Origin of the sequence: Mycobacterium sp. ACS1612, from assembly GCF_001667505.1 — a bacterium.
Lineage (GTDB): Bacteria > Actinomycetota > Actinomycetes > Mycobacteriales > Mycobacteriaceae > Mycobacterium.
Window position 1 is genome coordinate 14,274 of sequence record NZ_LZHZ01000019.1, and the last position, 13,288, is coordinate 27,561.

At 65.7% G+C, this 13,288-nt stretch carries 7 protein-coding genes; 5 read left to right on the forward strand and 2 right to left on the reverse strand.

Annotation, left to right across the window (positions count from 1 at the left end; genetic code table 11):
• Positions 1-6: 6 nt before the first annotated feature.
• The gene (aftC, locus tag A5724_RS07135; RefSeq protein ID WP_067798423.1) at positions 7-1,296 is read left to right on the forward strand and encodes an arabinofuranan 3-O-arabinosyltransferase; all 1,290 of its coding nucleotides are present in this window, start codon (positions 7-9) and stop codon (positions 1,294-1,296) included.
• Here aftC and A5724_RS07140 read toward each other — a convergent pair.
• Positions 1,293-4,553 (reverse strand): LuxR family transcriptional regulator, encoded by a 3,261-nt coding sequence (locus tag A5724_RS07140; RefSeq protein ID WP_067798426.1) that lies wholly within the window; start codon positions 4,551-4,553, stop codon positions 1,293-1,295. The genes aftC and A5724_RS07140 overlap by 4 nt on opposite strands.
• A 218-nt stretch (positions 4,554-4,771) precedes the next feature.
• Here A5724_RS07140 and A5724_RS07145 point away from each other — a divergent pair, with 218 nt between their 5' ends.
• Genes A5724_RS07145 through msrB form a run of 4 tightly spaced genes read left to right on the forward strand, consistent with a single transcriptional unit; the run spans position 4,772 to position 12,408 of the window.
• A complete protein-coding gene (locus A5724_RS07145; protein WP_232004736.1) occupies positions 4,772-5,809 on the forward strand; it encodes an ecdysteroid 22-kinase family protein in 1,038 nt (345 codons plus the stop codon).
• Between the two features lie 2 nt (positions 5,810-5,811).
• Positions 5,812-11,547, forward strand: coding sequence for an AAA family ATPase (locus A5724_RS07150; protein WP_232004737.1), 5,736 nt, complete (start codon positions 5,812-5,814; stop codon positions 11,545-11,547).
• Entirely contained in the window at positions 11,498-11,998 is a 501-nt protein-coding gene (locus A5724_RS34430; RefSeq protein ID WP_067798435.1) for a hypothetical protein, read from the forward strand. Before A5724_RS07150 ends, A5724_RS34430 begins: the two co-directional genes overlap by 50 nt.
• Positions 11,995-12,408, forward strand: a complete 414-nt coding sequence (msrB, locus tag A5724_RS07160) for a peptide-methionine (R)-S-oxide reductase MsrB (protein ID WP_067798438.1) — start codon at positions 11,995-11,997, stop codon at positions 12,406-12,408. Before A5724_RS34430 ends, msrB begins: the two co-directional genes overlap by 4 nt.
• A gap of 111 nt (positions 12,409-12,519) precedes the next feature.
• On the opposite strand, the gene A5724_RS07165 is transcribed toward msrB, so the two are convergent.
• Positions 12,520-13,263, reverse strand: a complete 744-nt coding sequence (locus A5724_RS07165) for a class I SAM-dependent methyltransferase (protein WP_067798441.1) — start codon at positions 13,261-13,263, stop codon at positions 12,520-12,522.
• Positions 13,264-13,288 lie beyond the last annotated feature (25 nt).

Consider the following 13,288-nt stretch of genomic DNA (forward strand, 5'->3'; position numbering starts at 1 on the left):
TGATCGGTGTACGGTGCGCTGGTGGCGGCTCTTGACTCCATTCGAACCGGCCTGTTGAAAGCGTTCGCGCCCCGTACCTCAGCGCCAAGCGTCGCAGTCGTGCTGCGGTCCATCCTGTGGCCGCTGGCGATCCTGATGATCATCCATCGCAGCTATGTGCTGGCCACCAACGGCTACATCACCGACGACTACGGCCCGGTGTACCGCGCGGTCGTCAACTTCAAAATGGGCTGGGACATCTACAACGAGCACTTCGATTACGTCGACCCGCACTACCTGTATCCGCCGGGCGGAACGCTGATCATGGCGCCCTTCGGCTACCTGCCCGTCGACGCGTCGCGTTACTGGTTCATTACGTTCAACACGATCGCGATCATCATCGCGGCGGTCCTGCTGGTGCAGTTGTTCAAGTTCTCGTGGACATCGGTGGCGTTGCCTGCGCTGCTCGTCGCGATGTTCTGCACCGAAAGCGTGATCAACACACTGGTTTTCGGCAACATCAACGGCTGCATCCTGCTGCTGGAGGTGCTGTTCTTCCGGTGGCTGCTTGACGGCAAGGTGAACCACCAGTGGTGGGCCGGGGTGGCGATCGGGCTGACGCTGGTGGTCAAACCGCTGCTGGGCCCGCTGCTGTTACTGCCGCTGCTGAACCGGCAGTGGCGCGCGCTGGTGACCGCGTTCCTGATGCCGCTGATTTTCAACGCGGTCGCGTGGCCGTTGGTCGCCGACCCGATGAACTTCGTCACCGGCACGCTGCGGTACATCTTCAAGACGCGCGACTATTTCAACAGCTCGATCGACGGCAACGGCACCTACTACGGCCTGCCGCCGTGGCTGATCCTGTTGCTGCGCATCGCATTCCTGGCGCTGGCCGTGGTCAGCCTGTGGCTGCTGTACCGCTACTACCGCACCCGTGACCCGCTGTTCTGGATGGCGACGTCATCGGGCGTGCTGCTGATCACGTCGTATCTGGTGCTGTCGCTGGGCCAGGGCTATTACTCGATGATGCTGTTCCCGTTCCTGATGACGGTGGTGCTACCGAATTCGGTGATCCGCAATTGGCCTGCGTGGCTGGCGATCTACGGGTTCATGAGCGCCGACCGGTGGCTGCTCGGTCACTGGCCGACGACCGGGCGGTATCTGGAGTACATGAAGTTCACCTACGGCTGGTGTCTGATGCTCATCGTGGTGTTCAGCGTGCTCTACTTCCGCTACCTCGACGCCAAGGCCGACGGTCGCCTCGACGACGGCATCGACCCGGTGTGGGTGAAGCCGAAGGAGCCGGTGCCGGTTTAGTGCCGGCTGGCCTCCTGTGCCAGTTGCACACGTGAGGTGACGCCCAGCTTCGAGTAGACGTGCGACAGATGCGCCTGCACAGTGCGGGGCGAGACGATCATCCGGGCCGCGATCTCCCTGTTGCCGAGGCCGTCACAGGCAAGCCGGACGACGTTGAGTTCGGTGGGGGTCAGCGATGCCCAACCCTTTGACGGCCGTTTGCGCTCGCCACGTCCACGGCCGACGTAGGCGATCGCCTCCTCGATGGTCAGCGTCGCCCCTTCATCCCAGGTTGATTGGAAGTCGTTGTCGCCCAGAGCGTCTCGAACGACTGCGAATCGACGCTCGTGCTCGTCGTCGAATATCTTGAATCGGGCGATGCCCGTTTGGCGCCGAGCGGCGTCGGCCATACCGAACAGCCGAGCTGCTTCGGGGTGGTTGCCGGCATCGCTCGCGAGGTAGCCGAGGCAATCGAAGGTGTCCGGAATCATCACGTAGCCGTGGCATTCGGCACCGAGGGCCAGCGCTTCTCGGGCGTCGAGGTCGGCATGCTCCGGCTGGGCTTGGGCGAGCGCCACGCGAGCCCGGGACGCCAGCGCTGCGACCAACGAGATACCCGTCGACGCCGCTACCACTTCGTCAGCCAGGCGACGGGCCGCCGGAAGATCTCCAAGCACCGCCAACGGCAGCGCTGCAACGACATAGGTGGACACGGTCTGCGGCGTCAGCGGCGTGCGCTGCAGCGCCACTGCATAAGCGTCGCGCGCGGCGACGGCATCGCCGGCCGCCTGACACAACAGCCCGATCCCTGAGTGCACCACCCGGTCGACGAGGTCGCCGAGTGAAACCTGTTCGCTGAGAAGCACATCCAGCACCCTTTGAGCGCCATCCACGTCGCCCCGCCAAGCCAGCGCGAAGAGCCGATTCAGCTGGGCGGTCAACACGCAGAACGGATCGCGTGCAGTCATTGCTTCTGCCAGTGCGTCGGACAATTTTTCGACCGCCTGATTCACTTCCCCGCGATACGTATGCGCGTTGCACACACCCAGCCGGCATATCCGTGCGTTGTAACCGTCGCCTATCGCATCGGCCAGCGCACTGCCTTCGCGCGCCACCGCTTCGATCGCAGCGTGGTCGCCGACGGCCATAGCTGCCATCACTTGCCAGCCGAGCACCTGACTCAACCGCCACTGATCGCCGAGTTCGCGACCGAGAGTGGCGGCTTCCCCGAAATCAGCACTAGCTGTCCCAGCGTCTTGCGCATACCCGACACCGTGCGCGATGAGAGCGCTGATCAGAACGTGGGATTCCCCGATCTGCCGTGCCAGCGCAAGCGCCTCGTCAACGATCGGCATGCCTCCGGCGATGCCGGTGAAGCACATCAGCATGCCTTGATACGCCAGCGCTCGCACGCGCGCCGGATCGTCCTTTGAGGTTTTTGCGGCGAGGGCGGCGGCCAGCCAAGCCAGACCTTCACGGTGACGCCACCTGCAAAACCACAGCGGCAACAGCGACGTTGCGAGCCTGAGAGCGGGTTCGCTCGCCTCATTCTCCAGACTCCATGCGAAGGCGCCCCTGAGGTTGTCGAACTCGGTTTGCACATGTTCCAGCCGCCGTGCGTCTGCGACGTCACCCGGCGAGTCCAGACCGGCCGCCAACGCGGTGTAGTAATCGCGGTGCCTGTCACCCAGCGTTATGGCCTCCCCCGATTCGCCCAGCTTCTCCAGAGCGTATTGGCGCACGGTCTCCAGGAACCGGTATCGCGTTCTGCCGCTGGCGTTTTCGGTCGTCAGCAGAGACTTGTCGACGAGTAGGCTGAGTTGGTCGAGTATCTGATAGCGCTGCGCGCCGTCATCCCCGGCGACGGCGTGGGCGGCCTCCAGATCGAATCCGCCCAGGAAGACCGCCAGTCGACGGAACAGCGTCCGTTCAGTATCCGTCAGCAACGCGTGCGACCAGTCCACCGACGCGTGCAGCGTCTGCTGGCGCCGCACCGATCGACGGGCCCCGCCGGTCAACAAACGGAAGCGATCGTGCAATCCGTCGAGGATTTCGTCGAGCGTCAGCGCCCGCACCCGCGCGGCGGCGAGTTCGATGGCCAACGGCATGCCATCGAGGCGTCGGCAGATTTCCCCCAACGTCGCGGCATTGTGTTCGGCGACGGCGAATTCGGGCTGTGCTCGCCTGGCGCGGTCAGTGAACAATTCGATCGCCTCGTCGTCCAGCGACAGTGATGGCACCACGAATGTCACTTCCCCTGGGATCCCCAACGGTTCCCGACTCGTGGTCAGCAGTTTCAGTTCAGGGCACGCGCCGAGGAGGGTGCCGATCATCGAGGCGCTGGCGTCCAGAAGGTGCTCACAGTTGTCGAGCACGATCGACAACTGCCGATCACCGATGAACCGGATCAGCGTGTCGTCGGTCGAGCGACCCGGTTGATCGGGTAGGCCCAATGCACGCGCGACCGCGACGGGCACCACCTCGGGATGCGTGATCGGTGACAGGTCGACGTACCAGACACCGTCGGGCACATGAAGTTGACCCGCGACTTCGATCGCCAACCGGGTCTTACCCGCGCCGCCCGCACCGGTCAGCGTCACCAGTCGGTTTTCGTCGAGTAATCGACTCACGTCGGCGATCTGGGCGCCGCGCCCGACAAACCTGGTGAGATGCACCGGAAGATTCTGTGCTGCAGTGGGTTTCGCAGCTCGTAGCGGTGCGAACTCGTTGCACAGATCGGGATGGCACAACTGCACCACCCGTTCGGGACGGGGCAGGTCCCGCAGCGGATGAGAACCGAGTTCGCGCACCCACACCCCATCCGGAAGTCGATCCGCCACCATCTCGTAGGTCGCCCCGGAGAGCACCGTCTGACCGCCATGGGCCAGATCCCGCAGGCGCGCAGCGCGGTTGATCGTCGAGCCCATGTAGTTGCCCTCGTCGCGCAACTGCACCTCACCGGTGTGCACCCCGACCCGCAGTCGCAGCGGCGCCAATGGCGCCAACTGCAGATCCAGGGCACATCCGACCGCATCGCTGGCGCGCGCGAAGGCCAGCACGAAGCTGTCACCCTCGCCTTGCTCGACGGGGCGGACGCCGTGATGGGAGGCGACCACCTCGGCCAGCACCGCGTCCAGTCGCGTGACCGCCGCCGTCATCTCCTCAGATCGGCTCTGCCACAGCCGGGTGGACCCCTCGACGTCGGCAAGAAGCAGCGTCACCATGCCTGTGGGCAGTAGCTCCGTCATGCCGAGGTCGCTCCAGTCGGTCTGGCTCATGTTAGCCAGCGTGAGGCCCCAGCGACGGCGAAACATCGGCCAAATGGCCTACTCGAGTGGCACGAGTCGCGAAATCGATTGCGTGAGTGATTGCTGATGCAATAACCAGCTGCCTGTTCTCCGCCCTGACAGCGAGCCCATCTCGTACGATTGATTCGTTTGGTGGCGCCGCAAGGGGGGCGATGCGTATGCCGACTATTCCGGTCGATTCCGCTTGCGTGACCCCTGCGTGGCTCAGTGACGCGTTGCACGCCGACGTGCACGCGTGCGAGGTCGAACAGATCGCGATCGGCGTCGGACTGCTCGGCCGGTTGTTCCGCGCGCACCTGGACGGCGGCCAGGATGTGCCGGCTTCGGTTGTGGTGAAACTGCCGACGCTGGACACCAGAGCGCGGAGAAACATCTGCGAAGCCGGCGATTTCTACCTACGCGAAGTCCGGTTCTACGAACAGATCGGAGTTGCGAACCCGCTGCCGCCCGCAAGACCGTATTTCGCAGCCTTCGACGAAGCCACCCACGACTTCGTCCTGGTGCTCGAAGACCTGCAGCGGCTTCGGACCGCCGACCAGACCGTCGGATGCACTGCGGCGGACGCCGAGATCGTGATCGACGCGATCGCCCGACACCACGCGCACTGGTGGCACAACGATCGCCTGGAGTCGCTGTCCTGGTTGACGCCGTACGACACCGGACCGTTCCCAGCAGTGGCGGTCAGCAACTTCACGGCGGGATGGCCCGTTTTCCTCGACCGCGTGGGATTTGAACTATCCTCTGCGGCACGGGATTTCGGTGAGCGGATGCCGTCGCTGATACCGTGGTTGCTGACCGAGCTGACACGTCCGCCGCGCACCTTCCTGCACGGCGATCTGCGGCTGGACCAACTGTTCTTCGCCGTCGAAGCCGACGACCCACCGCTGACGGCGTTGGACTGGCAGGTCACCGCGAAAGGTCGCGGCGCCTACGACGTCGGCTACTTCCTCAGCCAGAGCCTCACCGCCGACACCAGGCGCAGCTGCGAGGACCAGCTGCTGCAGCGCTACACCGAGCGCCTCGCTGAGCAGGGAATCGATTACTCTGCAGAACAATTGCGTCGTGATTACCGGCTGACCACCGCGTGGTGCTTCAGCTATCCGGTGATCGGCGCGGGCCGAATCGACATCGCCAACGACCGCCAATTGATTCTGCTCCGCTCGATGCTCGACCGCGCCGTCACCGCGATCGAGGACCACGACTGCTTCTCGTTGAGGCCGGACTGATCATGGTCGAGCAGCGCCGCCGGTGCGTGGCATGCGGTACGGCCAATGAGGAGGACGCCCGGTTCTGCGAGGAGTGCGGCGCATCAATGGCCCGCGTGTGCGAGACATGTGGCGTGGAGGCCAGCGCGACCGCCCGGTTCTGCCGCGGCTGCGGAGCGCCCCTGGAAAGCGCGGTGACACAGGATGTTCCGGATGCGGGTCCGGTGCGTAAGACCGTGACCGTGATGTTCGCCGATCTCGCCGGGTCGACCAGTTTCGAGGAGCAAGTGGACGCCGAAACTGCCCGCGAAGTCATCGGTCGCTACCACGACCTGCTGCGGTCGACCGCGCGGCGGCACCGCGCCGGTGTCACCAAGTACATCGGCGACGGGTTCATGGCGGTCTGGGGTGTCCCCGAGATCGGACCCGACGACGCCGCCCACGCCGTCGATGCCGCGGTCGCCCTGCAGGAGCGTTTCGTCGACCTTGCCGAGCGGGTAGCCGCCACCCACGGTGTCGACCTGGCGCTGCGCGTCGCGGTGAACACCGGTGAGGTCGTCGTCGGGGCCGGCGACGCCGATCTGGTCGGCGACGCGCTGAACGTTGGCGCCCGACTGGAGGCCGGATGTCCGCGCGGCCACGTCGTGGTGGGTGAGGAGACATGGCGGGCGACCCGCGGCCGGCACGGCTACGAAGCGCTCGGCGAGGTACCGGTGAAGGGCCGCACCGCGCCGGTGGCGGTGTACCGATGGCTCGGCCGCCGCTCGGAGTCCGACACCGTGCCGTTCGTCGGACGGTCAGACGAGATGCGGCGCCTGGTGCCCGTTCTCGACGACACCATCACCTCACGCGCGGCGCAAATGGTCACCGTTGTCGGCGATCCCGGCGTCGGCAAAAGCCGATTGGCCGCTGAATTCATTGCGGCTCGAAGCGACGCCCGTGTCGTCGAGGCGCGCTGTGACGTCGAAGGAACGGTCGCGCTCGCCCCGATGATCGAGATGCTGCGCGGCCGTGATCTCGAAAGCGACGTTCCCGCAGACACTCCCGAGCGTGACCGGCTGCTGCACGACCTCAACGGTCTGGCCACCGGTGTGGCGGGCTCGGTCGAAGAGAATTTCTGGGCGCTGCGCCGGCTCATCGAGGTGTTGGCAGCTGACGCGCCGGTGTTGGTGGTCTTCGACGACATCCAATGGGCCGATGCGCTACTGCTGGACTTCATCGAGCATCTCGTCGAGTGGGTGCAGGAGGCGCCCGTGCTGGTGCTGGCCCTGGCCAGACCCGAGCTTCGCGAGATGCGACCCGATCTCGTGACCGCGAGTCGGTGGGTGGCAGAAGCGGTGCATCTCGACGGCCTCGACGCGGCGGATACCGCGGAACTGGCGGTCAAGGTGCTGGGAACGACCGCCCTACCGAGCGACCTGCTGGGCCGGCTGCCGTCGTCGACCGGTGGGAATCCGCTGTTTGTCCGCGAGCTGATCGGCATGCTCGTCCACGACGGAGTGCTCGTCGAACAGCCCCGCGGGTGGCGGCTCACCATCGATGTCGACGCCATCTCCATTCCGCCGACGATCCAGGCGCTGCTCGCGTCACGGCTGGAACGCCTCGACGCCATCGATCGGCGCATCCTCGAAGTCGCGTCAGTGGTCGGCAGCGACTTCTCCCCCGCCGCTGTCGGTGCGCTTGCCGGCGGATTGCGTGCAGTCATGTTGTCGCTCAACCGGCTTCGCCTACTCGAGCTGATGCAGCCGAGCGGGTCGTACATCGGTGACGAGCCGGTGTGGCGCTTCCACCACGTGTTGATCCGGGACGTCGCCTACCGTCGCCTCCTGAAGTCGGACCGCGCGGATCTGCATGAGCGACTTGCCGACTGGGTGGATGCGGGCGGGCCAAGCGCGGCGTTCGACGCCGACGAGATGATCGCTCGGCATCTGGAGGCCGCACAGTCGTATCGAGTCGAACTCGGATCGCCGCAGGCACATTGCCGCGAGCTCGCGTTGCGCGCCGCCCGTCGGTACGCGATTTCGTCCAGACGTGCCCTCGACCGTGACGAACTGGTGTCGGCCGGAACCCAGGCCGCCAAGGGTGCAGCACTGGCGGCCGCCGACGAGGTGGTACACGCCGAGTTGCTACTCATCGGCTGCGAGGCTTTCCTGTCCGCCGGTGACGTGGCGGCAGGAGCGCCGCTCGTCGACGAACTCGACCAGATTGCCGGAGATGCGTTGGCGCCGTGGGCAATCTGCTACCGGTGCCAGTTTCTCGTGTACACCGAGCCCGAGCGGTTGCTGGAGGTGGACGAACGACTGCAGAGCGCGATCGACGAGTTCGGTCGCCGCAACGATGCAGCGGGGCTGGCCAAGGCGCATCGCGTCCGGGCCGGCGCACGGGCACGTCTCGGCCGGATCGGCGATTGCGAGGTCGACCTCTTCGAAGCGCTTATCGCGGCGCGGCGAAGTGCGGATCATCGACAGATCACAGCCGCGTTGGGTGCCGCGCCAAGCGCGGCACTGTGGGGGCCGAGCCCGGTGCCGAAGGCGGGCGGTCGGTGCCTGGACGTGGTCCGGATGCAACGAATGACGACGGCCGCGCCCTCGCTGGAAGCGACGTCGTTGCGGTGCCTTGCGGTGCTGGAGATGTTGCGCGGTCGGCCGGACAAAGCGCGCACGATGCTCGCCGACGCCCGCCAGGTGGTCGCGGACCTCGGCCTGCGGCACGGGTTGATGGAAACGGAACTGTTCGCCGGCATCATCGAGTCGATGCAGGGCGACTTCGTCGCCGCCGAGCCCCACTTCCGGACCGCCCTGGAAGGTCTGGACGCGCTCGGCGTCGGCGCTGACGCCGGCCAGGCCGCCGCGTTGCTCGCTCGATCGGTGCTGGCGCAGGGCCGGGTCGACGAAGCCGACCGGTACGCCACGGAAAGCGAGCACCTCGCGGGCCGCAACCTGAAGACCGCGATCGCCTGGCGTGCGGCGCGCGCCGAGATCCTCGCCGCCCAGCGCAGATACGACGAAGCCGCCGTGATGGCGCGTGATGCGGTGGCCGTCGCCGCGGGAACTGACCTGGTGCTCGACCACGCCGAGGCCTGCCTTGCGTTGGGTCGCGTGCTCGAGGCCGCCGGAGATGGCAAGGGCAGCCGCGTTGCCCGCGCGGAAGCTGACCGGCTGTACACAGCCAAGGAAGTCGCCACGGGGGTAAGCCGACCCGTCGACCCGGCCGCGCCGGCGAGCGTCGAACCGGTGGCCGCGTCGCGGCTGGCGGTGCGGAATCGGGCAAGCGAGAGAATCGATGCGGTGTGGCAGGCGTATCGCACCGGTGACATCGACCGCGCCGTCGCCGATTTCCCGGACCAATTCGCCTATGAGGACCGGGGGCGATTCGGCGGTTATCCAATCGAGGGAATAGCAGGGTTACGCGCGGCTGCCGAGCGCGCTCGCGACCACTACCCATACATCAAGTGGCGCACGTTGGCAGTCCGTGGCGAGCGTCTCGAGTTGCGCTGGATCCGCATGTCCGATGACGCCGGTAACGAATCGACGACATTGAACGTGTTCGAGGTCGACAACCCCGAGCAAGTCGACTTTTGGGGGCGCTTCGACGAGGACGACTTCGAAGGCGCCTACCGTGAACTCGAAAGTCGCTATGCCGCAGGCGAAGGCGCAGAATTCGCGGCAGGAACGGCCGCCTCAACCGAAGTCATGATGAACATCAACGCCGGCGACTACGACCGAGTGTTCGGTGAGCTGCTGACACCTGACATGCGCGTGGAAAACCGTACTATGTCCGGCTTTCCGGACCGGTCGCTGACCGACCTGCGGGCGGCCTTCGGACAACTCGATGAGATGGTCACCTCCGCCCGAATGTGGGCGTCGGCAATCTGCTGGCTGTCGCCTGCCTGCGCCGTCACCCGGGTCGACCGGGAGGCCGTCGGGCCAAACGCTGAGAAATTCGCGTGGACGCGGCTGATAGTGATCGAGGTCAGCCAGGGCCGCATGGGATCGATGTGCGAGTTCGAGGTCACCGACGAGTCGTCGGCGTTCGCCTATGCCGAGGCGCGTGTCCGAGCGTCGAGGTCGCGGGTGTCGGTGACCAATCGAGCCAGCAGAACCAACGACCTTGCCTGGCAGGCGATGCGGGACCGCGACATCGATGCGCTGATGGCCATCTACGCCGATCAGTTCGTTTACGACGATCGGCGTCGCATCGCCGGCGACCCGGTGGAAGACCACGCCGGTATGCGCGTGGCCGTCTCGCGCGTCCTGAACCAATACAGCGACTTCGAGTTTCGGGTGCTGGCTGTGCGCGGCGAATGTCTCGAATTGAGTTGGAGCCGTTGGTCCGACGACACGGGCAACCAGACGTCGTATCTGCATGTCCGCGAAGTCGACTCCGACGGCCACGTCAGCTATGACGGCCGCTTCGACGAGGACGACTTCGAAAGCGCCTACCGCGAACTCGAACGCCGCTACTACGCCGGCGAAGGCGCGGCATTCGCCGAGGCCGGCGCGACATCTGCCGAATACGTGATAGCGCTGAACCAACGTGATTTCGACCGAGCGTTCGGCGACCTCACCGCGGCCGACTTCCACGTCGAGAACCGGTCAAGCTCGGCCTTTCCCGACCGCTCGGTGACCGAACTCCGCGCGAGCGCCGACGAGCTTTTCACAATGGTGGCATGGACACGATCGTGGCACTCGGCTGTCCATTGGGTGTCAACGACCATCGGCGTCGCCCGTGACGAGCGTGAAGCCGTCGGGCACGACGGCGAGCGATTCGCATGGACGCGGCTGCAAGTCGGTGAGCTACGGGACGGACAGATCGCGGCAGCCTGCGCATTCGACATCGACGACGAAGAGGCGGCATTCGCCTACGCCGAGGAAAGAGTGCGCGCGACCTCGAGTCGACTTGCGGTAGTCAACCGGGCCAGTCGGGCGTCGGATGCTCTCGGCGAGGCGACCGCTCGCGCTGACGTCGACGGCATCGTCGCGTGCTACGCCGACGATTTCGTCTTCGACGATCGACGACGACTCACCGGCGATCCTGTCGCCGGCCTGACCGCGTTACGCACTGCCGCCGAACACCTTGTGGCGCAGTACAACCGGTTCGAGCGCAAAACACTGGCGGTGCGGGGCGACCGCCTGACCCTGCTGTGGAGCCGGTGGGCTGATGACGCGGGAAACGAGACGGCGTATCTGCACGTGCGCGAGGTCGGGGATGACGGGCGGTTCGTCTATGACGGCCGCTTCGACGAGGACGACTTCGAAGGCGCCTACCGCGAACTCGACCGCCGCTACTACGTCGGCGAAGGCGCGGCGTTCGCCGACGAGAGTGCCTTCAGAACCGAGTGGATGGTGGCCTTGAATCGAGGCGAGTTCGACCGGCTGACCGGGGAACTCGCAACCCCGGACGCGTGGCTGGAGAATCGGTCTGGTTCGGCGTTTACAGATGGTTCGGTGGCCGAAGTGTGCGCCAGTCTGGCTCAGCTGAACGAGATGATGGCGTCGGTTCGGACGTGGAACTCAGCCGTATGCGCGCTATCGCCGACGTGCTTTGTGTCCAGACAGGAACGCGAGGCCGTCGGCGAAGACGGTGAAGAGTACAGCTGGACGCGGATCTTCGTGACCGAGGCCCACAACGGCCGATTGGCGTTCTCCTGCCAATTCGACATCGACGACGAAGACGCGGCATTCGCCTACGCCGAGGAAAGAGCGCATCTTGGAGCAGTACGACCGGTTCGAGGGCCGAAGCCTCGCGGTCCGGGGTAAGCGTCTGCATCTCGGCTGGACCCGCTGGTCGAACGGATCGGGCTTCGAGACGTCGTATCTGGTCGTGCACGAGGGCGACGAACATGGCCGGTTCAGCTACGAGGGTCGCTTCGACGACGACGATTTCCAGGGCGCTTATCGGGAGCTGGAGCGTCGCTACTACGCGGGCGAGGGTGCGGCGTTCGCCGAAGCGGGTGAGGCCCAGACCGAGTGGCTGGTCGCATTGAACAGCGCGACGGCGACAGCCGTCTCGTCGCGAACATGGCTCTCAGCCCTGTTGTGGGTATCGCCCGCGTGCTGCGTCGACCGCATCGAGCGCGAGGCCGTCGGCAACGACGGCGAGCCCTATGCGTGGACGCGGCTCAGCGTGGTCGAGTTCCGCAACTCACAGATGACCTCAGAGCGCGAGTTCGACATCGACGACGAAGAGCGAGCTAGCGTGGAGTCATGACAACACCGGCCCCCAAACTGCAGCTCACCAACGACGAGTGGCGCAAGAAGCTGACGCCTGAGGAGTTCCACATCCTTCGCGAGGCCGGCACCGAGCGGCCCTTCACCGGTGAATACACCGACACCAAGACCGAAGGCGTCTACGAGTGCCGTGCCTGCGGTGCCGAATTGTTCCGCAGCAGCGAGAAGTTCGAGTCGCACTGCGGTTGGCCGTCGTTTTTCGACCCGGCCAACTCGGACGCGGTGATTCTGCGCGCCGACGACTCGCTGGGCATGCATCGCGTCGAGGTGCTGTGCGCCAACTGCCACAGCCATCTCGGTCACGTCTTCGAGGGCGAGGGCTACCCGACGCCCACCGATCAGCGCTATTGCATCAACTCGATCTCGCTGCGGCTGGTACCCGCCAGCTAGTTTTTCGGCCGAACGTTCCTTACCGCTCGAAAATCTGCCGAATTTTCGAGCGGTAAGGAACGTTCGCGGCAGCTGGGCAGCTAGGGCGCGGCAGCTGGACAGGCCCGCGGGCTAGTCGACGCGGGTGGCGTGCACTTCCCAGAACGGCATGTGCATCCGCCCGTCGGTCAACCACGGTTCGATGACGCGGATGCGCTCCACCAGCGGAGCTATCTGCGAGGCCGCCTCCGGGTTGCGCGCCGCCATCATCTCGAAGGTTTCCAGGCTGATGTTGCCCTGATAGGTCGTCGGGCCCAGGTAGGTGATCTCCCACCCCGCGGGCGGCAACACCTGGCGGAAGTCGTCCTCCGACAGCGACCGCGGCATTTTGAAGCCGTTGACGTTGTGCGCGCCGAACTCGAACATGAACAGCCGCGCGCCGGGCTTGGTGACCCGGTGCAAGGCCTGCGCATAGGACCGCTGCAGTTCGGGCGCGTCGCTGAACACGTGATAGAAGGCGCAGTCGACGACGGTGTCGAACCGACCGTCGAGACCGTCGAGCTTCGTCGCATCGGCCACCCGGAAGTCGACCGAGACGCCCGCCTTGGCGGCGTTCTGCCTGGCGCGCTCGATGGCCGCGGGCGATGCGTCGATGCCGGTGGCCGACAGCCCCTTCGATGCGTAGTGAATCGCGTGGTGGCCGGGTCCGGTGCCGGGGTCGAGCACCTCACCCTTGATCGCGCCGAGCGCCACCAGTTGCTGCACGACGGGCTGCGGCCCGCCGATGTCCCACGGCGTGGCCGCGGGTAGGCCGTGCGACGTCCGTTCGTCGCGATACATCTCGTCGAAGCGGTTCGGATCTGTCGGAGCAGTCATGCCGCCGAGGATAGGCCGACTAACT